The sequence below is a fragment of the Amaricoccus sp. W119 genome, from assembly GCF_047275745.1.
GTDB lineage: Bacteria > Pseudomonadota > Alphaproteobacteria > Rhodobacterales > Rhodobacteraceae > Amaricoccus.
Genome location: NZ_JBKQWU010000002.1, coordinates 1 through 25,246, shown reverse-complemented (window position 1 = coordinate 25,246; position 25,246 = coordinate 1). Strand labels below are relative to the sequence as shown.

The following is a 25,246-nucleotide window of genomic DNA, read 5'->3' as shown; positions in this document are numbered from 1 at the left end:
GATTGGCGGCAGGGCAGGAAGGGCGTCGCGGTGAAGTCGAGCGTCGAGTTGTTCACAGGCTGCGGCGGCCTGGCGTTGGGACTTTCCCGCGCGGGGTTTCGGGCCGCGCGGATGGTCGAATGGGATCGCCATTCGGTCGAGAACGTGCGTCACAACCGTGACCGCGGGCTTGACCACATCCGTGACTGGCCGCTCCATCAGGATGATGTGCGAAGCGTTGACTGGACCGCGCACGCGGGTTCCGGTCGTGCCGGGTTCGGTCAGTCGTGTCCCGATCAGTCGTGTCCCGATCATGGGCTTGATTTGGTGGCGGGCGGCCCGCCCTGCCAGCCGTTCTCGATCGGCGGCAAGCACCGAGGGCAGGACGACCGGCGGGACATGTGGCCCGAGGCGGTCCGCGCGGTGCGCGAGACCCGCCCCCGTGCCTTCCTGTTCGAGAATGTCCGCGGCCTGACCCGGCCCGCCTTCGCCGAATATCTCGACTGGATTCGTAAGGCGCTGAGCCATCCGTCGATTGCGCTCCGTGACGGCGAGTCGCGCCTCGCCCATCGCGCGCGGCTCAGGGGGGCGGCGGAATACCGGGTCAGCGTGCAGTCGGTCAACGCCGCCGATTTCGGCGCGGCGCAGAAGCGGCACCGGGTGATCCTGATCGGCATCCGCGCCGATCTCGGCCTCGCGCCGCCGGATCTCGTGCCAAGCCATTCGCGCGCGCGGTTGGTCTGGGATCAATGGGTGACCGGCGATTACTGGAACCGGCATGGCCTCGCGCGGCCCTCCGCCATCGCGAAACAGGATGCCGCGCTGGCCCGCCGGCTCGCGGAGGCCGGCACGGCGCCCGAAGGCCTGCCCTGGCGCACGGTGCGCGACGCGCTCGAGGGTCTCGGCGCGCCGGGGACGGGCACGGCCGCGAACCATGTGCTTCAGCCCGGTGCGCGCGCCTACCCCGGCCATACCGGCAGTCCGCTCGACCAGCCGGCGAAGGCGCTGAAGGCTGGCGTGCATGGCGTGCCGGGGGGTGAGAACATGCTGGCCCTCACCGATGGTTCGGTGCGCTACCTCACGGTCCGGGAGGCGGCGCGTCTGCAGGGGCTGCCTGATGACTACGAATTCATCGGCTCCTGGTCCGAGAACATGCGCCAGCTTGGCAACGCCGTGCCGACGCAGTTGGCCGAGTCGGCCGCCCGCGCGCTCGGCGCCGCGCTGGACCGGACAGCGCCGGGAGCGGGCCGGCGCCGCGCCGCGTGATGGCGTCGCGGGACCGGAGCGCCGGCGGACCCGGGTTCCCGGGCGCCGATTTCGCGCCCGAGTCGGCGGGCGAGCCTCGCACCGCTCGGGCGGAACCCGAGGTCGCAACCCATCGCCGGGGCGCGACCGTCGGATACGGAGAATTCGAGCTCGATATTCCCAAGGTGATGCGCGACCAGCTGCCGGCCTTCTTCGCGGCGCTTCCGGCCGAACCGCTGAGTCCGGACGCGGTGCAGCGGATACCGGAGGGCGCGCAGGGCGCCTATCTGCTCTATCTCGACGAGACGCTCGTCTATGTCGGCAAGACCGACGCCCAGGCCGGATTTCGCGAGCGGCTGACGCGCCATGCCCGGAGCGTGCGCCACCGGCGCGGTCTAGATCCGGCGAGGATCACCTTCAAGGCGGCGCGGATCTTCGTCTTCTCGACCTTCGACCTCGAAACCATGCTGATCGAGGAATTCACCCGGCTCGAAGGCCAGCGGCCGGCGTGGAACTTCTCCGGCTTCGGCTCCAACGATCCCGGCCGCAACCGGGAAGATCAGAAGCCGGCGCTCTTCGACAGCGAATTTCCGATCGACATCGACCGGGAGGTGGCGATCCTGCCGCCCGGCACCCATGACGTGCTGGAAGCGGTGATGGCGCTCAAGTCCGGACTGCCCTATCTCCTGCGCTACGAGTCGGATGGCACGGGCAGGGGGGCATGGCGCGGCGGGCATCGCGACATGATGTTCCGGACGATCACGGTCCCGGAGGGACCGGTCTCGACGCGCGCGCTCTTCAACCTGATCCTCGCCGCGCTGCCGGGGGGGTGGCAGGTGACGGTCCTGCCGAGCCGGGTGATCCTCTATCGCGAGAAGCGGGAATACCGCGCGCAGGTGGAGGCGCTTCGGCGGACGGGGTGAGCGCGGCGCCTGATCCGCCACGGAAGGTCGATCCGGCGCGTTCGGCACAGATGGCGCTGGTGAAGGGCAAGAACACCCGGCCCGAGCTTCGCGTCCGCCGCCTCGCGCATCGGCTCGGCTTTCGCTTCCGTCTGCACCGGCGCGATCTTCCGGGCTCGCCGGATCTGGTGTTCCCCGGCCGGCGTGCCGTGGTCTTCGTGCATGGCTGCTTCTGGCATCGCCATCCGGACCCGGACTGCTGGCGAAGCCGGCTGCCGAAAACGCGGCCCGAGTTCTGGGTTCCGAAACTGGAAGCGAACGTCGCGCGCGACGCGGCCGCGCGGGCGGCGCTGGAGGCTCTGGGCTGGCGTGTCCTCATAGCCTGGGAATGCGAGACCACGCCGCGACGGATCGACGCGCTCGCGGGCCGGCTGCGCGATTTTCTCGGCCGGGGCGGGGCGACGGATCAGCCGGAAGCCTGACGCGCTCCAAAGATCGCCGAGCCGACGCGCAGATGTGTGGCGCCCTCGGCGATCGCGGTCTCGAAATCGTCGCTCATTCCCATCGAGAGCCCCTCGATCCCGTTCCGCTCCGCCATCTCCCGCAGCATCGCGAAATGCGGCGCGGGATCGGCGTCGGCGGGCGGGATCACCATGAGGCCGGCGACAGGGAGGTCGTAGACGGATCGGCACGCCTTGAGAAATCCGTCGATCTCTCCGGGATCGACGCCCGCCTTCTGTGCCTCGCGGCCCGTGTTCACCTGAACGAAGAGCTTCGGACAACGCCCCACCTCCTGCGCCGCGGTGGCGATGCGCGAGGCGAGTTTCTCGCGATCGAGGCTGTGGATCGCGTCGAAGAGTTCGAGCGCCTTGCCGATCTTGTTGCTCTGCAAAGGGCCGAGGAGATGCAGCTCCACGGGACCGTATTTCTCGCGGAGCGCGGGCCATTTGCTCCGCGCCTCCTGCACCCGGTTCTCGCCGAAGGCCCGGTGGCCCTGGTCAAGCACGTCGATGACACGGTCGAGCGGCTGCGTCTTGGAGACGGCGATCAGCGTGATGGCTTCCGGAGCCCGTCCGGCGCGCTCGGCGGCGCGTGCGATCCGGTCCCGAATCCGCGGGAGTGACATGGCAGGCCTCCGAAGCGATATCCGAGCTGAGAGAATATCGCGGCCAGGCAACGAGTTAAAGGCCGGCGTGCACGTTCCGATCTGCCTGCCCGCCGTCCCGGAAAGAGAAAAGGCGGGCATTTTGCCCGCCTTTCCATTGCTCACTGTCCCGTGGAAGATCAGAACGCCATCGAGATACCGAAGTCGGCGGTGATCGGTCCGTCGTCGTCCGCGGACTGGAAGTCGAAGTTGCGCTGGACACCACCGTTGACCGTCGCACCACCGCCGAGGTCGTACTGACCGGTGAGGGCGTAGGCGTCGTCGCCGTCGACACCGGAGAGACCGCCGTCGGCTTCGAGGATCGTGCGGTACCAGGCGCCGAGCGCGAAGTCGCCGAAGCCGGCCGAAACGCCCGCGCCGAGGGTCGAGAACCCGGAGTCGCCGTCGGAGTTCGCGTCGGTCCAGATCACGTTGGCGCCATAGTCGCCGAAGGTGCCTTCGATGACCGCCGAGACCTGATCGCCACCCTGGATGATCCCGAGATCGGTCGTGTCGAACTCTTCGTAGTCATAGTAGCCGCCAGCGACCCGGAAGGTGCCGCCGCCGAAGTTGCCGGCATAGCCGGCGCCGACCGCGTAGGAGTCGAGGTCACGATTGGCCGAGGCCGACACACCGAAGCCCGCGATCTCGAAGTCGTAGCGGACGGTCGGACGGGCATTCGGATCGGCGAAGAAGTTGTTGCCGGTGTCGTTGCCGAAGGAACCACCGTTCGAAAGGAAGATGGTCTCGTCGAGGTCAGCCAGGCCGGTCAGCGAGTAGTCGCCGATCAGGTCGCCGACCCACTGCTCGTCGGCGCCGTTGGTGTCGCCGTAGGTCAGGGTGCCGAAGCTGCCCGAGACGTAGACTTCACCTTCGTTCTGGCCGTCGCCCTCGCCACCGTTCTGGTCGCCGTTGCCGCCGACCGCGTTGTCGGCGCGGATGGTGGCGCCGAAGGTGATGCCCGAGTTGGTCTCACCCGTCATGTTCACGCCGAAGCGGACACGAGAAACGGCGCGCAGGTCGTCGCTGGCTTCGCCGTTGTCGTCGAGGTTGACCGAGCCGTCGTTGTTGATGCCGTAGCCGAGACCCAGGCGGGCGCTACCGAACAGGGAGATGCCCTGAGCGGACGCCGCGCCACCGATCGCCAGAGCGGCGAGAGCGGACGAGGCGAAGAGAACCTTTTTCATTGTTTCCTCATGTCCTTAAGATCGAAACCCATCTCAAACCCGGGGTGTCCGGATCAAGTGAGAACTGTTTGGCGCAAACGGCGCTCGCGGGTCAAGCAAAGTACAGAAAGCACTCATGAAAGGCCGCCGGGTTGATGCACTCTTGCCACAGTGAATCGGCGCCCCGGAAACGTCGCCGGTTCCATCCGGCGGCTCCGCCTTCGGCGCCCCGCCGATGGACCTGGGGATGGCCGTCGCCGGCCGGCCCCTAGGGGTGCCCGGGTTATTGCTTGCCGGCGGCGGGGCGAGCCTTTACATACCCCCCCTGACAAATCCTCAGCCCGGAAGGCCCCGTGGTCCGAATGCGCTCACTCTGCTTCGTCATCGCCGCCTGCGGCGCCCTCGCGGCCTGTGGTGATCCGGCCGAGCAGGGCCGCCGCGCCGAACAGACCCGCAACGCGGAATACGACATCTCCGACGAGTCGATCTTCGACCTCTTCCGCGACAGTTCGCGCCCGAGGGCCGGCACCGCGGTCAGCGGCGAGATCTGGCAGGCGTCGCTCGACATCCTGTCGTTCCTGCCGCTCGAAAGCGTAGATCCGTTCTCGGGCATCATCATCACCGACTGGGGCCGGATCGCCGGCGATCCGACGCCGTTCAAGGCGACGGTCTACGTGACCTCTCCGGCGCTCGACGCGCGCTCGCTCAAGGTCGCCGCCTTCCGGCAGTCGGGCGGCCGGGCCGTTCCGGTCACCGAGGCGGACAATCGCCGGCTCGAAGATGCGATCCTGACCCGCGCGCGTCAGATCCGCATCGCCGGGTCGCAGTGACACCGCCCCCGAGGACACCACCTCCGAGGACGCCACTCACGGGTGGTCAAGCAGAACGGAACTGAGCCCATGTCGCGTTACGTCGCGAGCGAGATCGAGTCGAAATGGCAGGGCGCCTGGGCGGAGGCGGAGGTGTTCCGCGCGACCCCCGATCCCGATCGCCGAAAGTACTACGTTCTCGAGATGTTCCCTTACCCCTCGGGGCGCATCCACATGGGGCATGTCCGCAACTACACGATGGGCGATGTCGTCGCGCGCTACAAATCCGCCAAGGGCTTCAACGTCTTGCACCCGATGGGCTGGGACGCCTTCGGGATGCCGGCGGAGAACGCGGCGATGGAGAAACGTGTCCATCCGGGCACCTGGACCTATCAGAACATCGATGCGATGCGGGCGCAGCTGAAACCGCTCGGCCTCTCGATCGACTGGACGCGCGAATTCGCCACCTGCGATCCCGACTACTACGGCCAGCAGCAGGCGCTCTTCATCGACATGTTCGAGAAGGGTCTCGTCACGCGCAAGTCGGCGGTGGTGAACTGGGACCCGGTCGACATGACCGTGCTCGCCAACGAGCAGGTGATCGACGGCAAGGGCTGGCGCTCCGGCGCCCCGGTCGAGCGGCGCGAGCTCACGCAGTGGTTCTTCCGGATCTCGGACTATTCCGAGGAGCTTCTCGAGGCGATCGACGGGCTGACCGGCTGGCCCGAGAAGGTCCGGATCATGCAGCGCAACTGGATCGGCAAGAGCCGGGGGTTGCAGTTCCGTTTCGCGACGACGGGCGCGCCCCAGGGGTTCGAGGAACTGGAGGTCTACACCACCCGGCCCGACACGCTCTACGGCGCGAGCTTCGCCGCGATCTCGCCCGATCATCCGCTGGCGCGGGCGCTGGAGAGCGATCCGGCGGTCGCGGCCTTCGTCGCCGAATGCCGCCGCATGGGCACCTCGGAGGAGGAGCTCGAGACCGCAGAGAAGAAGGGATTCGACACCGGGATCACGGTGACGCATCCCTTTGATCCGGCATGGAAACTGCCGGTCTATATCGCGAACTTCATCCTGATGGACTACGGCACCGGCGCGATCTTCGGCTGCCCGGCGCATGATCAGCGCGACCTTGATTTCGCGCGCAAGTACGGCCTGCCCGTACCGGTGGTCGTCAGCCCGGAAGGCGCCGGTTTCGAGGTGGGTGACGAGGCCTATACCGGGCCCGGGCGGCTCGTGAATTCCGGCTTCCTCGACGGGATGGAGGTGGAAGACGCCAAGGCGGCGGTGATCGCGCGAATCGAGGCCGAGGGCCATGGGCGGGGCGAGACCAAGTTCCGACTGCGCGACTGGGGCATCAGCCGCCAGCGCTACTGGGGCTGTCCGATCCCGATGGTGCACTGCGAAAGCTGCGGTGTGGTGCCGGAGCGGAAGGCGAACCTGCCGGTCGGGCTGCCCGAGGACGTGACCTTCGAGAAGCCGGGCAATCCGCTCGAACACCATCCGACCTGGAAGGCCACCACCTGTCCCGCCTGCGGCGCTCCGGCGCGGCGCGAGACCGATACGATGGACACTTTCGTCGATTCCTCCTGGTATTACGCGCGTTTCACCGCGCCGCACGCGGCGACGCCGACGGTGATGGCGGATGCCGACTACTGGATGAACGTCGACCAGTATATCGGCGGCGTCGAGCATGCGATTCTGCATCTGCTCTATTCGCGCTTCTTCGCACGTGCGATGCGCGAGACCGGTCACCTGCCGGCGCGGGCGGCGGAGCCGTTCGACGCGCTCTTCACGCAGGGCATGGTCACGCATGAGACCTATGCGACGAAGGGCGAGGACGGCAGGGCGGTCTGGCGCGAGCCCGCGGAGGTGATCCGCGACGAGGCCGGGGCGCGGCTCGCCGATGGCACGCCGGTCACCGTCGGTCCTTCGATCAAGATGTCGAAGTCGAAGAAGAACACGGTCGATCCCGAGGCGATCATCGCGCAATACGGCGCCGATACCGCGCGCTGGTTCGTGCTCTCCGACAGCCCGCCGGAGCGGGATGTGGAATGGACCGCCGCCGGGGCCGAGGCCGCTTCGCGCCACCTCGGCCGCGTCTACCGGGTGGCCGCGGATATCGCCGCCGCGCCGGACGGGGTCGAGGGAGAGAGTGACGCATCGCGCGCGCTCCGCTCCGCCGTCCACCGGGCGATTCGCGACGTGACCGAGGGAATCGAGGGCTTCGCCTTCAACAAGGCGATCGCGAAACTCTATGAGCTGACCAGCGTGCTCGCCAAGGCGTCCGGCGACGCGCCCGGGCTGGCCGAGGCGAGGCGCGAAGGGGCGCGGGCGCTCGCGCTCCTGCAACGGCCGATGACGCCGCATCTCGCGGAGGAAATCTGGGCGATGCTGGGCGGCGAGGGTCTTATCGCCCGCGCGCCCTGGCCCGAAGCCGATCCGGCGCTGCTCGTCGAGGCCTCCGTGACGCTGCCGGTGCAGGTCAATGGCAAGCGCCGGGCGGAGATCGTGGTGCCGAGCGGGACCGACAAGGCGACGATCGAGGCGATCGTGCTCGCCGATTCCGCCGTCCAGCGCGCGTTGAACGGTGCCACGCCGAAGAAGCTCATCGTCGTCCCGGACCGGATCGTGAATGTGGTGCTCTGACCGCCGCGGATTGCTATCACTTGCGCTCGCGGGCCTCGCGCTGGCGGGCTGCGGCTTCCGGCCGCTCTATGGCGAGGGCTCACCGGCGGCCGCGATGCGCGGCCGGTTCGTGCTCGAGACTCCCGATGGCCAGCCCGGGTTCGAGATGCGGGAGCGCCTGCTGGAGCGACTCGGCCCGGCGGATCAGCCGGTCTATCGACTGAGCGTCAGGCTCGATCTCGACACCGAGGGCTCGGCGCTGACCCAACAGGACTATACCACGCGCTACGATGTCTCCGGGGTGGCGCGCTACGAGGTCCTGCCGCTCGCGGGTGGCGCGCCGGTTCTGACCGGCACCGTGACTTCCGCGACCGCCTACAGCGCGCCGGAGGGCGACAGTTCCTCGGCCTTCGCGAGCCTCGTCGCCGGCCGCGACGCCGAGGTTCGCGTTGCTCGCGCGATGGCCGATCAGATCGTGATGGAACTCGCGGTCACCGCCGGCGATCGCGCGCCTTGAGGCGCGGGCCATGAAACTCTCCGGCCGCGACGCCGCGCGCTATCTCGAAGCGCCCGATCCGAAAGCGGCCGGCGCGCTGCTTTACGGGGCCGATTCGTCACTGGTCGCGATGCGGCGGGCGGCGCTGGTCGCGGCCGTCATCGGTCCGAAGGGCGCTGAGGAGATGCGGCTGACGCGGATCGGCGGCGGGGAGCTTCGCCGCGATCCGGCCGCTCTCGGCGACGCGGTGAAGGAGATCGGATTCTTCCCCGGCCCCAGGCTGGTCCTGGTCGAAGATGCGACGGACGGGCTCGCGAAGACCATTGACGCCGCGCTCGGGGACTGGGCGCCGGGCGACGCGCGGATTCTCGTGACCGCGGGACAGCTTGGTGCGTCGAGCGGGTTGCGGAAGCTCTTCGAGAAATCGCGCGCGGCGGTGGCGATCGGGCTCTACGCCGATCCGCCGGGCCGCGCCGACATCTCGGCCGATCTGGCGAAGGAGGGCGTCGAGGCGGTGTCGGCGGAGGCGCTCGGCGATCTCGAATCGCTGGCGCGCGGGCTGGAGCCGGGCGAGTTCGCGCAATTCCTCCGTGGCCTCGCGCTCTACAAGCGCGGCGATCCGGCGCCGCTCTCGCCGGAGGAAGTGGCGGCGCTGGCGCCTCGTTCGCAGGACGCCGATCTCGACACGCTGCTGAACCACGTGGCCGAGGGGCGCGCCACCGATCTCGCGGAGGAGATCCGGCGTCTGGCAGGCCATACCAATGCGACCAGCATGACGATCGCCGCCGCCCGGCATTTTCGTGCCCTGCACGCCGCCGCCGTCGCGCCCGAGGGTCCGGAAGCGGCGTTGTCGCGCGCGCGTCCGCCGGTCTTCGGCCCTCGCCGGGCGCGCATGGCGCGTCAGGCGGGCGCGCTGGGGCCCGAACGGCTCGAACGCGCGCTGGCCTGGATCGTCGATACCGAGCTCGATCTGCGCTCTTCGCGGCCCGTGCCGGCGGCCGCGCTGGTCGAGCGGCTCTTCATCCGGATCGCGATGCTCCGTCGCGCGTGACGCGCGCTTTCTCCCCCGCGGGCTTCACCACTCCCAGACGTCACAGCCTCGTCACGGGGACGTCACGGCCGATTTGCGAGAATAACCCTGCCCACGACGCCTGTTTTCTTCGGAAGCGCGGGGTTCAACGCAAGTTCAGGACAGAACTCATGTTCACTCTATTCGACTTCACGAGCGGGGCCCGGCGGGGCTTCAGCCTGCGGGGCTTCCTTGGCGAACTGGAGCGTCGTGCGCGCATGATCGGTTCGCAGCGGCGGGACGCCGCGCGGAAGCGGCGCGAATACATCGAACTGCTGCGCCACCATGACGATTTCCTGCGTGATGTCGGGCTGACGCGCGATCAGGTCGAGGAGGCGCTGCGTCGGCTCTGACCGCCTGCTAGGTTCCTCACCCGGCGTTCCGTCCGAGCCAGGCAGCCGCCGCCCGTCCGGCGTGCCGTCCGGTCGCGAGGCAGGCCGTCAGGAGATAGCCGCCGGTTGGCGCGTCCCAGTCGAGCATTTCGCCCGCGCAGAAGACGCCCGGCCGCGCGCGGAGCATCAGGTCGCCGTCGAGAGCCGCCGCCGCCACGCCTCCCGCCGTGGAAATCGCCGCGTCGAGCGGGCCGGGGCCTTCGAGGGGGAGGTCCAGCGCCTTGATCGCCGCCGCGAGGCTCGCGGGTTCGGCCAGCCGGTCCGGCGCGCATTCCCGCAGGAGCGCGATCTTCTGCGGCGGGAAGCGCAGCACCTTGCGGAGGTGGTTCGACAGGCTGTCGCCGCCCCGCGGCCGCGAGACCCGCGCCAGCACCGATGCCTCCGTCAGATCCGGCGCGAGGTCGAGCACGGCCCGCGCGCCGGCGCGCAGTTCCGGGCCGAGCGCGTAGATGCCGCCGCCTTCCATCCCCTGGGCCGTCAGGACGATCTCGCCCCGCGACTCACGGGCCCCGGCGGAGAGCCGCGCGGGTTTGATCGCCGCGCCGAAATGCCGGGCCATCGCCCCGGACCATGCGATCCTGAAGCCGGTATTGGACGGGGCGAAGGGCGCGAGCGCGACTCCTTCCCCCGCGAGCACCACCGCCCATGCGCCGTCGGAGCCGAGTCGCGACCAGGACGCGCCGCCGAGCGCCAGCACCGTCGCCCGCGAACGGATATCGCGCGGACCGTCCGGCGTCTCGAATCGCGCCACACCGCCAGCCCAGCCGATCCAGCGCCAGCGCGGGCGCGTCGCGACCCCGCTCTGGGCGAGGCGCGCCACCCAGGCGCGCAGGAGCGGCGAAGCCTTCATCGCCTCGGGAAAGACCCGGCCCGAGGTCCCGGTGAAGACCGGCTGCCCCAGGTCGCGCGCCCAGGCCTTGACCTCCTTCGGCCCGAACGCCGCGAGATATGGCGCGAGCCAGGCGCCTTCGCGCCCGTAGGCGTCGAGAAACTGCGCCGGGGTCTCGTCCTTGGTCAGGTTCAGACCGGACTTGCCCGCCATCAGAAGCTTGCGGCCCAGCGAAGGCTTCGCCTCGGCGACGATCACCCCGGCCCCGGCCTCGGCGAGCATCGCCGCGGCCATGAGCCCGGCCGGCCCGCCGCCGATCACCAGGGCTTCGACGTCTTCCGCGCTCATCGCCTCCCCTTGGCGCCGGCGTCCTCCCGGCGCATCCTCGCCGCATGGAGCATCCGATCTGCCCGCTCTGCGACCGGCCGATCCCGCCGGAGGCACGCCAGAGCATCCATCACCTCGTTCCCCGACTCAAGGGCGGCAAGCGCGGTCCGACCGTTCTGCTGCACCAGATCTGTCACAATACGATCCATGCGACGCTGAGCGAGGCGGAGCTTGCCCGGAACTACGCGACGGTGGAGGCGCTGCGCGCGCATCCCGGTCTCGCGCGCTTCCGCGCCTGGGTCCAGGGCAAGCCGCCGGCCTTTCACGCCCCCACGGCGCGCCGCCCGCGGTAGGCCGCGCGCCAGCCGGGACGGATCAGTTCGCGCCCTGGGTTCCGGCGAGGATCGCGTCGAACTTCTGCTGGAACATCTCGTAGGGCGCGTTCTCGAGCCGCTCGCCGTTGATGACGAACATCGGCGTCGCATCGATCCGGTGCTCCGCCTGATACTTCTGGTACTCCGCGACCAGCGCCTCGGCGAAGGCGGTATCCTCGCGGCAGGCGTCCATCTCGGCGTCCGTCAGCCCCGCCTGCCGGCCGATGCCGTAGAGGTTCTTCATGATCGTCGGGCCGTCGGTCGAATTGAGCCAGCCGGCCTGTGTCTCGAACAGCAGGTCGGAGATGCCGAAATACCGGTCGGCGGGCGCGCAGCGTGCGATCAGCGCCGCCCAGAGGCTCGGGGCGTTGAAATAGACCTCGCGAAAGATCAGCCGCACCTTGCCGGTGTCGATGTAATTCTCCTTGATCCTCGGGAAGACGTCGGTGACGAAATCGGCGCAATGCGGACAGGTGAACATCGCGTATTCGATCATGGTGATCGGCGCGTCCGGATCGCCCATCGTCATTTCCTGGACCGTGCGGGCCGGTGCCCCGGAGGATGCTCCCGCGGACCCCTCGGAGGCCGAGTCAGCCTCTGTTGTCTGCGCGAGGGAGAGGCCGGGCACGGCGAGGCCGGCGGCCAGGCCGGTGATGAGCGCGTGGCGGCGGGACAGAAGCATGGTCATCGGTGGGTCCATCGAAATCAGGTGCGATCCCGGCTTAGCACATTCCGCGCCAAAGTCTCCAACGCCCGCCGCAGATCGTCATCACCAATACTTGAGATTTCTTCCGGTACCGCCTCTTCCGGCACGGGCGCGCGGTGCGCCGGCATCGCCGCCGCGCGGGGCGTGTCGGCGAAGGCGCGGGGCGATTGCGTGAGCGTGATCCGGCGCACGAGGCCGGGCCCGACCGCCGCGCTCACCCGCTCGAGGATCGCGGGCAACATCATCTGCACCTGCGGCGCGTGGGCGCCCCGCACGGCGAGGGAAAGCGCGCCGCCCGCGGGTCCCCGGCTCAGCGTCAGCCGCGCGGGCCAGGCGATCGCCGCGATCTCCGGCCCGGCGATCTCGGGCCAGAGCGCCGCGAGACGGGCTTCGAGATAGCCGCGCCGGGCCGAGACCCGGCCCATCTGCGCGCCGATCAGGCCGCCCGCGCGGGTGAAGCCGCGGGCGCGCCGCTCCGGCGGGCCGCCCCCGTACCGTCTCCCGCCCTTGCCTTCGGGCTTGCGCGTGTCACTGTTCCCGGCCATGCCAGCTTCCGTTGCCTGCGAGGTGCGGAGGCTAGCGCCTCACGGCGCGGTTGTCAGGAGGGGATCGCTTGGACGGCGGCGCTGCGAGGCGGTCGAATGCGAGGATGGCGAATGCGAGGATGGCGGCGGATCTGCTCGCCTGGTACGACCGCGCGGCGCGGAGGATGCCGTGGCGGGTGCCGCCGGGCGCGCGTCTCGCCGGCGTCCGGCCCGATCCCTACCACGTCTGGCTTTCCGAGGTGATGCTGCAGCAGACCACGGTCGCGGCGGTGAAGGGCTATTTCGAGAGATTCGTAACCCGCTGGCCGACCGTCTCCGACCTCGCGGCCGCCGAGGATGAGGAGGTCATGGCCGCCTGGGCGGGGCTCGGCTATTATGCGCGGGCGCGCAATCTTCTGAAATGCGCCCGCGTCGTGGCGCGTGAGCATGGAGGGCGGTTCCCAGGCACCGGCGCCGGTCTGCGCGCGCTCCCCGGTATCGGCGCCTACACTTCGGCGGCGATCGCGGCGATCGCCTTCGACCGGCCCGACACCGTGCTCGACGGTAATGTCGAGCGGGTGATCGCCCGGCTTCGCGCGGTGCGCGAGCCCTTGCCGGGGGTGAAGGAACGGCTCCGCGCGCTCGCCGCCGAACTGACGCCCGATGACCGCCCGGGAGACTATGCGCAGGCGATCATGGATCTCGGCGCCACGATCTGCGTACCGCGCCGGCCGGCCTGCGGCATCTGCCCCTGGCTCGACGACTGCGCCGGTCGCGCGCTCGGGGTCGCGGCGGACCTGCCGCTCAAGGCGCCGAAGGCCGCGAAACCGGTGCGTCTTGGCATCGCCTATCTCGCGGTTCGGACCGATGGCGCGGTGCTGGTGGAACGGCGGCCGGATTCGGGCCTGCTCGGCGGAATGCTCGGCCTGCCGGGCGGGGCCTGGGGCGACGCGGCGGAGGCGGCTCCGCCCTTCGCGGCGGACTGGCGCCCGCTCGACGCCGAGGCGCGGCACACCTTCACGCATTTTCATCTGCGGCTGCGGCTCATGGGCGCCACGGTTCCAGCCGATGCGCCGGGCGACTACCGCCCGCGCGGGGAGGCGGCCGCGGCGATGCCGACCGTGATGCGCAAGGCGCTGCGGCTCGGCCTCGACGCCTTCGAAGCCTGAGCTTTCTCCGGGTCGGCCGCGGCGTCCCGGTCGCGGCTAGTCCGTGAGTTCCGCCCGGACCTGCTGGCGCAGCACGTCGATCGGGATCGAGACGCCGTCGCGCTTGAAATGCCAGTAGGTCCAGCCGTTGCACGATGGCGCGCCCTCGAGCGCCGCGCCGACCTGGTGGATCGAGCCGCGCACGTCGCGCGCCACCAGCGTGCCGTCGGCCCGGATCTTCGCCTCGCGCCTGCCGTTCATCGAGTGCAGCATCTCGCCCGGGCTCAGCATGCCCCGCTCGACGAGCTGGCCGAAGGCGACCCGCGGCTCGGCGCGCTTGCGCGGCGTCACGGCGGCCGCGTCGGGCGACAGGGCGCGGACCGCTGCGATCCGCGCCTCGGCGGCGATGCGATAGGCGGGGTCGCGCTCGATGCCGATGAAATGCCGTCCGAGCCGCTTGGCGACCGCGCCGGTCGTTCCGGTGCCGAAGAACGGGTCGAGCACGATGTCGCCGGGATTGGTCGAGGCGACCAGCACGCGGTGCAACAGCGCCTCCGGCTTCTGCGTCGGATGCGCCTTCTCGCCATCCGCGGTCCGCAGGCGTTCCGAGCCGGTGCAGAGCGGGATCACCCAGTCGGAGCGCATCTGCACCCCGTCGTTCAGCGCCTTCATCGCCTCGTAATTGAACGTGTATTTCGACTGGTCCGACTTCGCGGCCCAGATCATCGTCTCATGCGCGTTGGTGAGCCGCTTGCCGCGGAAATTCGGCATCGGATTCGACTTCCGCCAGATCACGTCGTTCAGGATCCAGAAGCCCGCGTCCTGCAGGTTGGCGCCCACGCGGTAGATGTTGTGATAGGAGCCGATCACCCAGATCGCGCCGTCCGGTTTCAGGAGCCGGCGCGCGGCGGAGAGCCAGGCGCGGGAGAAGTCGTCATAAGCCCCGAAGGAGGCGAACCGGTCCCAGTCGTCGTCCACCGCGTCGACCTTGGAATTGTCCGGGCGGTGCAGGTCGCCGCGAAGCTGGAGGTTGTAGGGGGGATCGGCGAAGATCAGATCGACGCTCTCCGCGGGCAGCGCGTTCATCGCCTCGATGCAATCCCCCGCGAGAATGGTGTTCAGGGTCGGACCGGAGGATTCGGTCAAGGCTTTCACTCGCGCCATCGGTTCTGTTTCTCATTTGTACCGCGTTCAGGCGGCTAAGATGAGTCAAAACTGATTCGCCGTCAATTTGTAAATTGAATCAACGACTTATCTATTCGGCTTTGCACAACATGTTGTGTATGGGGCGAAACGAGCGTCTATGATGTGGGGTGACGCCGTGTTGCGCGAGCCCCGCCTGATGAATTCTGGTGCCGTAGCCCATGTTGCTTTCCCAGCCATAGCCCGGAAATTCGCCCGCCAGCTCGATCATCATCCGGTCGCGTGTGACCTTGGCGATCACCGAGGCGGCGGCGATCGAGAGCGCGCGCCCGTCGCCGCCGACGATCGCGCGGCCCTCGCAGGGCAGGTCGGGCGGCAGGTGCTTGCCGTCGATGAGCGCGACGGCGGGCGGCGCTCCGAGTGCTCCGAGCGCGCGCCGCATCGCGAGGAAGCTCGCCTGGAGGATGTTGATCTCGTCGATCTCGGCGACGCTGGCGATGCCGACGCCCCAGCGGGCCGAGACGGTGAGTTCGTCATAGAGCGCCGCGCGCCGGGCGGCGGGCAGGCGCTTGCTGTCGTCGAGGCCGGAGGGGATCGCCGATATGTCGAGGATCACCGCCGCGGCGACGACCGGGCCCGCCCAGGGGCCGCGGCCCACCTCGTCCACGCCACAGACCGGCGCGGCGCAGGCGCTCTCATGGCTGAGGTCGGGCAAGGCGCGCGCGGGCGGCAATGCCGGGGACGTATGCCCGGCCGCCGCCGCGGCGCCTCTGGATCGGGACCCAACGGATGCGGCCCTGTCGGGAACGGGCGCCTCGCGCGCCGATGCCTCGGAGGTCAACGCCCGCCGGCACGCCGGTCGCGCCGGGCCGACATCGGCTGGAAGGCGACGGCGACATGGGTTTCGCAATAGGGCTTGCCCGGAGCCGAGGGCAGGCCGCAGAACCAGAAATCCTCGGTCGCGGGGTCGCCGACCGGCCATTTGCAGGTCCGCTCGGTCAGCTGCATCAGCGTGAGCTTCTTCGCCTTCTTCGCCACCTCGGCGAGATTGGCGAGCGCCTCGGGGCTGATCTCGTTCTGCGCGGGCTGCGGCGGCAGCGGCTGGCCCATGATCGGCTTCGGGCGCTGCGGGGGGACCGGCGCGGTTTCCTTTACCGGCGGACGCGGCGGCGCCGAGGCGGGCGACGCGGTGGCGGGCCGGGGCTGCTCGTGCACTTCTTCCTCCTCCTCGCCGGCGTGCGCGGCCGCCTGTTCCATCGAAGCGGCGGAGAGCGTGCCGGAGGGGGCGCCCGGCTGCGCGCCGGACGGGACGCCCGACTGGACGCCGGACTGGGCGGCGATCTCCTCGTCGGCGCCCTCGGCCCCGGGCCCGCGGTTCGAGAGGCCGAGGCGATGCACCTTGCCGATCACCGCGTTGCGGGTCACGCCGCCGAGTTCCTTGGCGATCTGACTCGCGCTCTTGCCCTCGGACCACATGACCTTGAGCATCTCAACACGTTCATCGGTCCAGGACATTGGCCGGCACTCCAGAGAAACTTTTGCGATGGGACAGGCCGACAGGCCTTCAACTCGGGCTCTATTCTAGTCACCCGACCGGCGGTTACAAGGGAGGGGGGCGCATGGCCGCGGGGGTGCCATGCGCCACCGCCCGTGTGGCCCGGCTGTCACCCCCGCCGGCGGGCAGGCGTCCGAGTTGACTCGAAGGGGTGCTTTGGGCCAGAAGACCCGCTCGCCCCGCGCCCCCGGCCGCTCGCGGGGCTTCGCCTTTCTCGCCCGCGGCCGCTTCGAGGGAGTTCGACCCCGTGATCTCGCCCGTCCTGCCGACATATGCGCGGGCTCCCATGTCCTTCGTCGAAGGGCAGGGTTCCTGGCTGATCGAGGAGAGTGGGGAGCGCTATCTGGACCTGGGCGCCGGCATCGCCGTCACCGTCCTCGGCCACGCGCATCCCGCGCTCGTGAAGGCGCTGGAGGATCAGGCGCGACGCCTGTGGCACACGTCGAACCTCTACACGATCCCGAATCAGGAGGCGCTCGCGGCGCGGCTGGTCGCCAGTACCTTCGCCGACACGGTCTTCGTGACCAATTCGGGCACGGAGGCGATCGAATGCGCGGTGAAGATGGCGCGCAAGCATTTCGCCGAGAAGGGGGAACCGGAACGCTACCGGATCATCTCCTTCGAGGGCTCGTTCCACGGCCGCTCGACCGCGGCGATCGCGGCTTCGGGCGCCGAGAAGATGGTGAAGGGTTTCGGCCCGGTCCTGCCGGGTTTCGACGTGGTGCCCTTCCTCGAGCTCGCAGCCGTCGAGGCCGCGATCACGCCCGAGACCTGCGCCGTCATGATCGAGCCGATCCAGGGCGAGGGTGGCATTCGTCCGGTTTCGCCGGAAGACCTGCGCGCCCTGCGCGAGCTCTGCGATCAGCACGGCCTCCTTCTGATCCTCGACGAGATCCAGTGCGGGATGGGCCGGACCGGCAAGCTCTTCCATCATGAATGGGCGGGGATCACCCCCGACATCATGACGGTCGCGAAGGGAATCGGCGGCGGTTTCCCGCTCGGCGCCTGTCTCGCGACCGAGGCGGCGGCCTCCGGCATGGGCCTCGGCACGCATGGCTCGACCTATGGCGGCAATCCGCTCGCCTGCGCGGTCGCGAACGCGGTCATGGATATCGTCGCCGAAAAGGGCTTTCTCGACCAGGTGAGCCGCGCCGCCGGCCGGCTGCGTCAGGGGCTCGAAGGGCTTGTCGCCGGGCATCCGGCGGTCTTCGAAGGTGTGCGTGGCGAAGGTCTGATGCTCGGTCTGAAATGCCGCGCGATGAACGCCGACGTGGTGAAGGCGGGCTATGCCGAGAAGGTGCTGACGGTCGCCGCGGCCGACAATCTCGTCCGCCTGCTGCCGCCGCTCAATATCTCTGACGAAGACATCGACGAAGGACTCCGCCGTCTCGACGCGGCCGCGACCGCTCTCGAAGCGGCGAAGGTACCCGCGTGATGCGGCATTTCCTCGATCTGCACAAAACCCCCGCGGAGGACCTGCGGGGCATCCTCGATCTCGCGGTGAGGATGAAGACCGCGCGCGGCGACCAGCCGAAAGGCACGCCCGACGCGGAGCAGGCGATGGCGGGCCGCGTCATGGCGCTGATCTTCGAGAAGCCCTCGACGCGGACCCGCGTCAGCTTCGACGTGGGCGCGCGTCAGATGGGCGGCCAGACGCTGGTGCTCTCGGGCGGCGAGATGCAGCTCGGCCATGGCGAGACCATCGCCGACACCGCCCGCGTGCTGTCGCGCTTCGTCGATATCGTGATGATCCGCACCTTCGAGGAGACCACGCTGCTCGAACTCGCGGAACATGCGACGATACCGGTGATCAACGGGCTGACCGACGCGAGCCACCCCTGCCAGATCATGGCGGATGTGATGACCTTCGAGGAGCATCGCGGGCCGATCAGGGGCCGCAAGGTGGTCTGGGTCGGCGACGGCAACAACGTCTGTGCTTCCTTCCTGCACGCGGCCGGGCAGTTCGGCTTCGACCTCACCTTCACCGGGCCGCAGTCGCTCGATCCCGACCCGCGCGCGATCGCCTTCGCGCGGGAGAAGGGCGCCACGGTCGAGATCGAACGGAACCCCGCCCGCGCGGTCGAGGGCGCGGATCTGGTCGTCACCGACACCTGGCTCTCGATGCATGACGCGCAGAGCGCGCGCGAGCGGCGCTACAAGCTGCTCCGCCCCTATCAGGTCAACCAGAACCTGATGGACGCGGCCAAGCCCGACGCGCTCTTCATGCATTGCCTGCCGGCGCACCGTTCCGAGGAGGTCACCAACAAGGTGATGGACGGTCCGAATTCCGTCGTCTTCGACGAGGCGGAGAACCGGCTCCACGCGCAGAAGGCGATCATGCGCTGGTGCCTCGGCGTCTGAGGCGGGTTTCACCGGGCGGCGGCATTCCGGCTCGTCCGGCCCGCGTGGCAGGAACGGTGGCGCGTGATCCGCGTTCGCTCAGCGACGATAGGCGGAAGGCGTGATGGTGCCGACCAAGTCGAAGGCGCAACAGAAGGCCGCGGGCGCGGCGCTCTCCGCGAAAACGCGGCCAAACCCGAAATCCGAACTTCAGGGCGCCTCGCTCGACATGCGCGGTCGATGATCGAGGACCAGTTCGAAGACCTCGCATCGACGCGGCACGCCGGAATACTGGAGCATGCCGAAGGCGACGATTGACGGGGGACGGCCCACGCGGCTCGATCCGCCGAGGCCGCCTGCCCGCGGGTACCGTCGCTGCCAGGACAATCGCACCTCGGGGCCGTTGATCGCCCGCGAAGGCCCGCCGATGCCGCCGCGCACGATGAGCATACCGGCGAAGTGGTCGAGCAGCGCCGCCGGCGCGAGCTCCGGGGACTGGCTTTCGAAGGTGATCATCGCGGGAGTCCGGTTCATCGCCACCGCGCCGGTTCAGAAATACCCGCCAGTCGCCTGCCGTATGGGTCGGAATCCCATGAGTATGGGCGCGTTGTCAAAGCGATCCGAGAATTGTAAAATTCCACAGCTCAATATTTCGGAGCCTGAAAAACTTTATGACGATTGGATATGCACATGGCGACACCGTTTTTCACGCCTCATTTTCGGGGCACCGGGCGCGCCGAGACGATCACAACCTCCTACGTCTCGCCCTCCGTCGATAGCTATCAGTTCATCCCTTACAACTGGGGCCTGATCCGGGATCCCATCACGGGCCTCTACAGACACGGTTTCACGGACGTGGCGAGGGCCGACTATGACGGCACGGTGACGGACCGGGTGGATGTCATCGACGGCGGTGGCGGCGCCGACACGATCGATGGCGGCGGCGGAAACGATACGATCGAGGGCGGCACAGGGCACGATTCCATCAGAGGCGGCGCGGGAGACGACTGGATCGACGGCGGCGCCGGGAATGACACGATCGACGGCGAGGTGGGAAATGACACGATCCTCGGCGGTGCCGGTGACGACACGATCCTCTACTTCGGTGGTTCGATCGAGGTGGACCCGGGAACTGGTGACAACGGCGTCTGGATGGACGCCGGCGCCGGAACCTACCGGGAAGTCGGGGCGGCCGCTGGTCGGACGCTCATTGTGACCGAGTACGGACCGGAGGCCTTTCTGGACCTCGGCGCGCTCGACGAAGATCTCTTCATCGTCGGCTATGGCCGGATCCCCCGATCTGAAAGCTATGAAGACCCGTTCGGGTCCGATCTGGAGCCAGGCCTCTACTACGATCAGATGACCCACGCCATTTTCGGCGACTACACCACTCTCACGACCGGGTCGGGAGACGACACCGTCTACCCCATGTTCGCCAATTTCCTGAACACAAACACCGGTGACGGGGACGACACGATCTACATCGCCGGCGGGGAAGAGAACAGGGTCGACGCGGGCGCGGGCAACGATGTCGTCGACGCGCGCGGCGATGCGCGGCCGATCCTTGATGGCGGAAGCCGCCTCGACACCGCTTCCGCGAGTACCCATGTCAAACTGGGTGACGGCGACGACCTTTATCGCGGGTCGAAGAATGGTGACAGCTCCGTTGATGGCGGTGCCGGCAACGACACCATCCGCGGCGGATCTGGCGACGACTATGCGGTTTACGGCGACGATGGAACCGGATCCGGCGCCGACCATGGGAACGACCTGATCCTTGGCGGCGCGGGTGACGACCAGCTACTTTCCGGTGACGGCGGCGACGACCTGATCTTCGGTGGCACGGGCAACGATGGCACCGAAAGCGTCGACGGCGGCCTGAGGGGTGGCGCCGGTTCCGACACGCTCTCGGGCGGGGCGGGAGCGGATGTGCTCTACGGCGAAACCGGCACGGACACTTTCCGCTTCGATTCCGTGATCCATTCGAGACCGGGCGCGGGACGCGATTCCATTGTGGGCGACTCCGGCACCGCGGCTTTCGCGCGGGCGGGGCGTTCCGGTGGCGATGTGATCGATGTCTCGCGGATCGACGCCGATACGACCCGATCCGGAAGCCAGGATTTCACCTTCGGGGGAACCGGGCGGGGCCGTCTCTGGACCGAGGAAGGTCCCGGGGACAGCACGCTCGTCCGCGGCAACGTCGATCTCGACGGCACGATCGAGTTCGAGGTCCGGATCGACGATGGTGCGGTGCGTGCCTCGGCCTATACAGCTGGAGATTTCATCCTCTAGGGCGACGGGGGCCGGGTCGCGGGTCGCTTCGCCGCGCCCGTTGCCTCGCCGCGCCCGCGCGGTCTAGAGTTCGCCGACTGTGACGCCAGTTCGCAGTGTCGTCGAAGGAGCAGGCGGTGAACCCATTCCCGGCCGATATCTTCACCGAGCCGAGCGATGTCGATCCCGACACGCTTGCAAATCTCGGGCCGCTCAGGCGGCTCGCGGGTGAATGGGAGGCGGAGAAGGGCGTCGATGTTAATCCGAAGGCCGCCGGGCCGGAGCGCCGGACCTTCATCGAGCATGTCACCTTCGATGCGATCGACCCGCAGACCAACGGGCCGCAGCTCTTCTACGGGCTGCGCTACCATATCCATATCACGACGAAGGAAGAGGCGATCACCTTCCACGACCAGATCGGCTACTGGCTGTGGGAACCGGCGACCGGCCTCGTGCTCCAGACGCTGACGATCCCGCGCGGGCAGGTGGCGCTGGCGGCGGGGAAAGCGAAGCCCGACGACGACCGGCTGGTGCTGACCGCGAAACGCGGCGAGACCGAGGACGGGATCTGCTCCACCGCCTTCCTCGAATACGCGTTCCGCACGGAGAACTACCGGATCGACCTGAGCTTCGAGGGCGAGGATTCGTGGAGCTATGAGGTCCGCACGACCCTTCTGGTGCATGGGCGCGACAAGCCGTTCGACCATCATGACCAGAACACGCTGCGGCGCATCGGCCCCGCGAAGCCCAACCCGCTCAAGCTGATCCTCGACAGCCGGAAGGCCGGGAAGGCGGGTTGATCGCGCGCCAGGTGATCGAAGGCGGAGAGGGCCGCCCGGTTGGGCTGGTCGGCGGAAACAGCGGGCGCGAAGCGGATGCGATTTCGTTGCGAAAACGGAGGATGACGATGCCGGACTGGACGAGGCCCATGGAAGGCGGCTGCCGTTGCGACCGGGTGCGGCTGCGCATCAGCGCGCCGCCGGTCTTCACCGTCGCCTGCCATTGCTCGGGCTGCCAGAAGATGTCGTCGAGCGCCTATTCGCTCTCGATGGCGGTGCCCGAACCCGCCTTCGAGGTGATCGCCGGCGAGACGGTGCTCGGTGGGCTTCAGGGCGAGGCGAAGCACCACTTCTGCGGCTTCTGCAAGACCTGGATGTTCTCGAGAATTCCGATGCTCGCGGGGCTCGTCAACATGCGCCCGACGATGCTCGACGATCACTCCTGGTTCGCGCCGTTCATGGAGACCTGCGCCGCGGACAAGCTGCCCTGGGCGGAAACCGGAGCGGTCCGTTCCTATCAGACCTTCCCCGGCGAGGAGGAGGTCGGCCCGCTGATCGCCGAATTCTCGGCCTGGCTGGAGGCGCGCGGGTGACGGCGGAAGGCCGCGCGGGCCGCGACTGGTCGGCCACCCGCTACCTCGCCTTCGAGCGCGAGCGGACCCGCCCGGTTCGTGATCTCCTCGCCGAGATCCCGCCCGAGGGGATCAGCCGCGCCGTCGATCTCGGCTGCGGGCCGGGCAATTCGACGGAGGTGCTGATCGCGCGCTTCCCCGGAGCGGAGGTGGAAGGGGTTGATTCCTCGCCCGACATGATCGCCGCCGCGCGCCGGCGCCTTCCAGATACCCGGTTCACCCTCGGCGATCTCGGCGAGGGATCGGGAGAGGCCGCGGATCTTCTGCTCGCCAACGCGGTGCTGCAATGGCTGCCGGATCATGACCGGCTGCTCCCTGACCTCATCGGGCGGCTCAGGCCGGGAGGCTGGCTCGCGGTCCAGATGCCGGACAATCTCACCGAGCCGAGCCACGTGCTCATGGCCGAGGTGGCGGCGCGCGGTCCCTGGGCGGAGCGACTCGCCTCGGCGCGACGGGCGCCTCTCATGACCGCCGAGGGCTATCTCGCGCTTTTCCAGCGGCATGGCGCGACGGCGGAGGTCTGGCGCACCACCTACTATCACCAGCTCGCAGGGCCAGAGGCCATCGTGGACTGGGTGAGCTCGACCGGGCTCAAGCCCTATCTCGACCGGCTCGACGAGGAGGAGCGCCCGGATTTCACCGCCGCCTATCTCGAGGAACTGCGCGCCGCCTATCCGCCGCTTCCCGACGGCCGGGTCGCGCTGCGGTTCCCGCGGCTTTTCCTGCTCGCGCGCCGTCCAGGCTAGCGGCGTCCGAGGTCGGGCGAGCACGGGCGATTCGCGCGGAAGTGATGGGATGCCCGCGGAGTTTGAGCGGAAATCCGCCGGGATTCGCGCTAGCTTCGGGAAAACGGGAGAAGACCATGCTGATCCGCCGAGCACCCAGACTGCCCTATTCCGAGGTGACGCCGAAAGCAGCCTATCTCGACCGCCGCGCCCTGCTCGCTGGAATGGCCGGTCTCGCGGCGGCGGGACTCGCGGGGCCGGGAGAAGCGGCGAAGCTCGACGCGCGTCCGAGCCCGTTCTCCACCGATGCGCGGCCGACCTCCTACGAGCATGTGACGACCTACAACAACTTCTACGAATTCGGCTTCGACAAGGGCGATCCCGCGAAACACGCCGGCGCGCTCACGACCGAGCCCTGGTCCGTCGTGATCGACGGCGCCTGCGGCAAGCCCGGCACCTACGCGCTCGAGGACATCGTGAGACCCGAGGCGCTCGAGGAGCGGATCTACCGGATGCGCTGCGTCGAGGCGTGGTCGATGGTGATCCCCTGGGTCGGCTTTCCGCTCGCGAGCCTCCTCGCCCGCGTCGAGCCGGCGCCGGGCGCGAAATACGTCGCCTTCGAGACCGTCGTGCGCCCGGAGGAGATGCCGGCGCAACGCGGCTTCCTGCCCACGCTCGACTGGCCCTATGTCGAGGGGCTGCGGCTCGACGAGGCGATGCATCCGCTGACGATCCTCGCGGTTGGCCTCTATGGCGAGACGCTGCCGAACCAGAACGGCGCGCCGCTCCGACTGGTCGTGCCGTGGAAATACGGCTTCAAGGGGATCAAGTCGATCGTGCGGATCAGCCTCGTCGCCGATCAGCCGCCCACGACCTGGAAGCAGCAGGCGGGCAATGAATACGGCTTCTATGCGAATGTGAATCCGAATGTGGACCACCCGCGCTGGAGTCAGGCGAGCGAGCGGGTGATCGGCGGCGGGCTCTTCGCCAAGCGCGACACGGAGATGTTCAACGGCTACGCCGAAGAGGTCGGGAGCCTCTACGCGGGCATGGACCTCCGGAAGTTCTACTGAGGGGCGGGTCGATGGGTGATGTCGCCCCTCTGGTGAACCGGTGGCTCCGGCGCGTGCCGGTCTGGCCGTGGTATCTGATCGGCTTCATCCCGGCGGCGCTCTGGCTGCGCGCGGGTCTCCTCAATCAGCTCGGACCGGACCCCGCGCGCACGCTGGAGCAGAACCTCGGGATCACGGCGCTGCAACTCCTGATCGCCGCGCTGGCGGTGACACCGGTGCGCGAACTGACCGGCGTCAACTTCCTCCGCTTCCGGCGGCTCATCGGGCTGATGGCCTTCTACTACGTGCTGTTGCATCTGGGGGCCTGGTTCGCCTTCGATCGCGGGCTGGACGTGGCGGCGGCGGTGACGGACCTGACCAAGCGCCCGTATATCATCGTGGGCATGTCGGCGCTTCTCCTGCTGCTGCCGCTCGCGCTGACCTCGACGGACCGCGCCGTGCGCGCGCTGGGTGGGGCGAGATGGCGGACGGTGCACCGGCTGGCCTATCCGGCAACCGCGCTTGGGGCGATTCACTTCGTCTGGCTCGTGAAGGCCTGGCCACCCGAGCCTCTGGTCTACGCGGGAATCGTGGCGATTCTGCTGCTTTACCGCCTTCTGCCGCGCCGAGGGCGGGTTCGAACTCTCGCCCGGCCGGCCTGAGCGAAGGGGCGGAGTGAGAAAAAATCGAGTGAAATCAGGGTCTGAGAAAAATCTGTCATGAAGCGCGTTTTTTCCGCTTGCGACTCTCCGGCCATAACCCTAAACACCCCTCCACCGGCGGCGAGGACGGAACGAGCGAAACGCTCCGAACGGCCCGCGACGGTGAAAGATCGGAGTTGAGGCGGCTGGATGCGCTCAAGGAAAGCGCAGACGGTCGGTTTTTTGGCCCCGGTAGCTCTTTGAAATTTGAATTTGATGAAGGGATATGCGGGCGGTTGGGTTTCGTTTCGACGAAGCGGATCGCTGGCATATCGGCTCTCTAGGGTGGTTTCGGCTGCTCGATGATGGG

The 25,246-nt window shown here is 68.7% G+C and carries 28 protein-coding genes; 19 read left to right on the top strand and 9 right to left on the bottom strand.

Going from position 1 to position 25,246, the window contains the following annotated elements:
- The first annotated feature begins 30 nt into the window (after positions 1-30).
- The 3 genes from ACLJK8_RS01855 to ACLJK8_RS01845 all read left to right on the top strand — a co-directional run bounded on the left by ACLJK8_RS01855 (position 31) and on the right by ACLJK8_RS01845 (position 2,608).
- Positions 31-1,245 (top strand): DNA cytosine methyltransferase, encoded by a 1,215-nt coding sequence (locus ACLJK8_RS01855; protein WP_413148295.1) that lies wholly within the window; start codon positions 31-33, stop codon positions 1,243-1,245.
- A gap of 167 nt (positions 1,246-1,412) precedes the next feature.
- Positions 1,413-2,147, top strand: coding sequence for an Eco29kI family restriction endonuclease (locus ACLJK8_RS01850; protein WP_413148294.1), 735 nt, complete (start codon positions 1,413-1,415; stop codon positions 2,145-2,147).
- Positions 2,144-2,608: a very short patch repair endonuclease gene (locus ACLJK8_RS01845; protein ID WP_413148293.1), complete on the top strand. Its 465-nt coding sequence runs from the start codon at positions 2,144-2,146 to the stop codon at positions 2,606-2,608. Before ACLJK8_RS01850 ends, ACLJK8_RS01845 begins: the two co-directional genes overlap by 4 nt.
- On the opposite strand, the gene ACLJK8_RS01840 is transcribed toward ACLJK8_RS01845, so the two are convergent.
- Both ACLJK8_RS01840 and ACLJK8_RS01835 read right to left on the bottom strand, forming a co-directional pair.
- A complete protein-coding gene (locus tag ACLJK8_RS01840) occupies positions 2,593-3,252 on the bottom strand; it encodes a YggS family pyridoxal phosphate-dependent enzyme (RefSeq protein WP_413148292.1) in 660 nt (219 codons plus the stop codon). The genes ACLJK8_RS01845 and ACLJK8_RS01840 overlap by 16 nt on opposite strands.
- Positions 3,253-3,410: 158 nt before the next feature.
- On the bottom strand, positions 3,411-4,457 hold the full coding sequence (locus ACLJK8_RS01835; protein ID WP_413148291.1) for a porin: 1,047 nt from the start codon (positions 4,455-4,457) through the stop codon (positions 3,411-3,413).
- 341 nt (positions 4,458-4,798) lie between these two features.
- On the opposite strand from ACLJK8_RS01835, the gene ACLJK8_RS01830 reads away from it, so the two are divergent.
- The 5 genes from ACLJK8_RS01830 to ACLJK8_RS01810 all read left to right on the top strand — a co-directional run bounded on the left by ACLJK8_RS01830 (position 4,799) and on the right by ACLJK8_RS01810 (position 9,791).
- Positions 4,799-5,266, top strand: a complete 468-nt coding sequence (locus tag ACLJK8_RS01830; protein WP_413148290.1) for a DUF3576 domain-containing protein — start codon at positions 4,799-4,801, stop codon at positions 5,264-5,266.
- A gap of 69 nt (positions 5,267-5,335) precedes the next feature.
- Positions 5,336-7,894: a leucine--tRNA ligase gene (gene leuS, locus ACLJK8_RS01825; protein ID WP_413148289.1), complete on the top strand. Its 2,559-nt coding sequence runs from the start codon at positions 5,336-5,338 to the stop codon at positions 7,892-7,894.
- A gap of 10 nt (positions 7,895-7,904) precedes the next feature.
- Entirely contained in the window at positions 7,905-8,390 is a 486-nt protein-coding gene (locus ACLJK8_RS01820) for a hypothetical protein (RefSeq protein ID WP_413148288.1), read from the top strand.
- Positions 8,391-8,400: 10 nt separating this feature from the next.
- Positions 8,401-9,420 carry a DNA polymerase III subunit delta gene (locus ACLJK8_RS01815; RefSeq protein ID WP_413148287.1) on the top strand — a complete coding sequence of 340 codons (1,020 nt, stop codon included), beginning with the start codon at positions 8,401-8,403 and terminating at the stop codon, positions 9,418-9,420.
- 149 nt (positions 9,421-9,569) lie between these two features.
- The gene (locus ACLJK8_RS01810; protein ID WP_413148286.1) at positions 9,570-9,791 is read left to right on the top strand and encodes a hypothetical protein; all 222 of its coding nucleotides are present in this window, start codon (positions 9,570-9,572) and stop codon (positions 9,789-9,791) included.
- A gap of 16 nt (positions 9,792-9,807) precedes the next feature.
- Here the strand turns inward: ACLJK8_RS01810 and ACLJK8_RS01805 are convergent, their stop codons facing one another.
- Positions 9,808-11,007 (bottom strand): TIGR03862 family flavoprotein, encoded by a 1,200-nt coding sequence (locus ACLJK8_RS01805; RefSeq protein WP_413148285.1) that lies wholly within the window; start codon positions 11,005-11,007, stop codon positions 9,808-9,810.
- A gap of 44 nt (positions 11,008-11,051) precedes the next feature.
- On the opposite strand from ACLJK8_RS01805, the gene ACLJK8_RS01800 reads away from it, so the two are divergent.
- Positions 11,052-11,339, top strand: coding sequence for an HNH endonuclease (locus ACLJK8_RS01800; protein WP_413148284.1), 288 nt, complete (start codon positions 11,052-11,054; stop codon positions 11,337-11,339).
- 22 nt (positions 11,340-11,361) lie between these two features.
- Here ACLJK8_RS01800 and ACLJK8_RS01795 read toward each other — a convergent pair whose 3' ends face one another.
- Positions 11,362-12,048: a DsbA family protein gene (locus tag ACLJK8_RS01795; protein ID WP_413148283.1), complete on the bottom strand. Its 687-nt coding sequence runs from the start codon at positions 12,046-12,048 to the stop codon at positions 11,362-11,364.
- A gap of 17 nt (positions 12,049-12,065) precedes the next feature.
- A complete protein-coding gene (locus ACLJK8_RS01790; protein WP_413148282.1) occupies positions 12,066-12,611 on the bottom strand; it encodes a DUF721 domain-containing protein in 546 nt (181 codons plus the stop codon).
- 104 nt (positions 12,612-12,715) lie between these two features.
- On the opposite strand from ACLJK8_RS01790, the gene mutY reads away from it, so the two are divergent.
- Positions 12,716-13,759, top strand: a complete 1,044-nt coding sequence (mutY, locus tag ACLJK8_RS01785) for an A/G-specific adenine glycosylase (RefSeq protein WP_413148281.1) — start codon at positions 12,716-12,718, stop codon at positions 13,757-13,759.
- 36 nt (positions 13,760-13,795) lie between these two features.
- Here the strand turns inward: mutY and ACLJK8_RS01780 are convergent, their stop codons facing one another.
- From ACLJK8_RS01780 to ACLJK8_RS01770, 3 genes are all read right to left on the bottom strand, one after another.
- Positions 13,796-14,893 carry a site-specific DNA-methyltransferase gene (locus ACLJK8_RS01780; protein ID WP_413148280.1) on the bottom strand — a complete coding sequence of 366 codons (1,098 nt, stop codon included), beginning with the start codon at positions 14,891-14,893 and terminating at the stop codon, positions 13,796-13,798.
- Between the two features lie 100 nt (positions 14,894-14,993).
- A complete protein-coding gene (locus ACLJK8_RS01775; RefSeq protein ID WP_413148279.1) occupies positions 14,994-15,596 on the bottom strand; it encodes a ribonuclease HII in 603 nt (200 codons plus the stop codon).
- Between the two features lie 122 nt (positions 15,597-15,718).
- Positions 15,719-16,396 carry a GcrA family cell cycle regulator gene (locus ACLJK8_RS01770; protein ID WP_413148278.1) on the bottom strand — a complete coding sequence of 226 codons (678 nt, stop codon included), beginning with the start codon at positions 16,394-16,396 and terminating at the stop codon, positions 15,719-15,721.
- 287 nt (positions 16,397-16,683) lie between these two features.
- Here ACLJK8_RS01770 and ACLJK8_RS01765 point away from each other — a divergent pair, with 287 nt between their 5' ends.
- From ACLJK8_RS01765 to ACLJK8_RS01755, 3 genes are all read left to right on the top strand, one after another.
- Positions 16,684-17,871 carry an aspartate aminotransferase family protein gene (locus tag ACLJK8_RS01765; RefSeq protein ID WP_413148277.1) on the top strand — a complete coding sequence of 396 codons (1,188 nt, stop codon included), beginning with the start codon at positions 16,684-16,686 and terminating at the stop codon, positions 17,869-17,871.
- Positions 17,871-18,797, top strand: coding sequence for an ornithine carbamoyltransferase (gene argF / locus ACLJK8_RS01760; RefSeq protein WP_413148522.1), 927 nt, complete (start codon positions 17,871-17,873; stop codon positions 18,795-18,797). Before ACLJK8_RS01765 ends, argF begins: the two co-directional genes overlap by 1 nt.
- A 103-nt stretch (positions 18,798-18,900) precedes the next feature.
- A complete protein-coding gene (locus ACLJK8_RS01755) occupies positions 18,901-19,020 on the top strand; it encodes a DUF3008 family protein (protein ID WP_413148276.1) in 120 nt (39 codons plus the stop codon).
- Here the strand turns inward: ACLJK8_RS01755 and ACLJK8_RS01750 are convergent.
- Complete coding sequence (locus ACLJK8_RS01750) at positions 18,987-19,310, bottom strand: hypothetical protein (protein WP_413148275.1); 324 nt, start codon at positions 19,308-19,310, stop codon at positions 18,987-18,989. The genes ACLJK8_RS01755 and ACLJK8_RS01750 overlap by 34 nt on opposite strands.
- A gap of 156 nt (positions 19,311-19,466) precedes the next feature.
- Between ACLJK8_RS01750 and ACLJK8_RS01745 the strand changes: the two genes are divergently transcribed.
- From ACLJK8_RS01745 to msrQ, 6 genes are all read left to right on the top strand, one after another.
- Positions 19,467-21,068 carry a calcium-binding protein gene (locus ACLJK8_RS01745; protein ID WP_413148274.1) on the top strand — a complete coding sequence of 534 codons (1,602 nt, stop codon included), beginning with the start codon at positions 19,467-19,469 and terminating at the stop codon, positions 21,066-21,068.
- A 116-nt stretch (positions 21,069-21,184) separates the two neighbouring features.
- Positions 21,185-21,847: an FABP family protein gene (locus ACLJK8_RS01740; protein WP_413148273.1), complete on the top strand. Its 663-nt coding sequence runs from the start codon at positions 21,185-21,187 to the stop codon at positions 21,845-21,847.
- A 107-nt stretch (positions 21,848-21,954) separates the two neighbouring features.
- A complete protein-coding gene (locus ACLJK8_RS01735; protein WP_413148272.1) occupies positions 21,955-22,419 on the top strand; it encodes a GFA family protein in 465 nt (154 codons plus the stop codon).
- A complete protein-coding gene (tam, locus tag ACLJK8_RS01730) occupies positions 22,416-23,204 on the top strand; it encodes a trans-aconitate 2-methyltransferase (protein ID WP_413148271.1) in 789 nt (262 codons plus the stop codon). Before ACLJK8_RS01735 ends, tam begins: the two co-directional genes overlap by 4 nt.
- A 116-nt stretch (positions 23,205-23,320) precedes the next feature.
- Complete coding sequence (gene msrP / locus ACLJK8_RS01725; protein WP_413148270.1) at positions 23,321-24,256, top strand: protein-methionine-sulfoxide reductase catalytic subunit MsrP; 936 nt, start codon at positions 23,321-23,323, stop codon at positions 24,254-24,256.
- Between the two features lie 11 nt (positions 24,257-24,267).
- Positions 24,268-24,897, top strand: coding sequence for a protein-methionine-sulfoxide reductase heme-binding subunit MsrQ (gene msrQ / locus ACLJK8_RS01720; RefSeq protein WP_413148269.1), 630 nt, complete (start codon positions 24,268-24,270; stop codon positions 24,895-24,897).
- Positions 24,898-25,246: the final 349 nt, after the last annotated feature.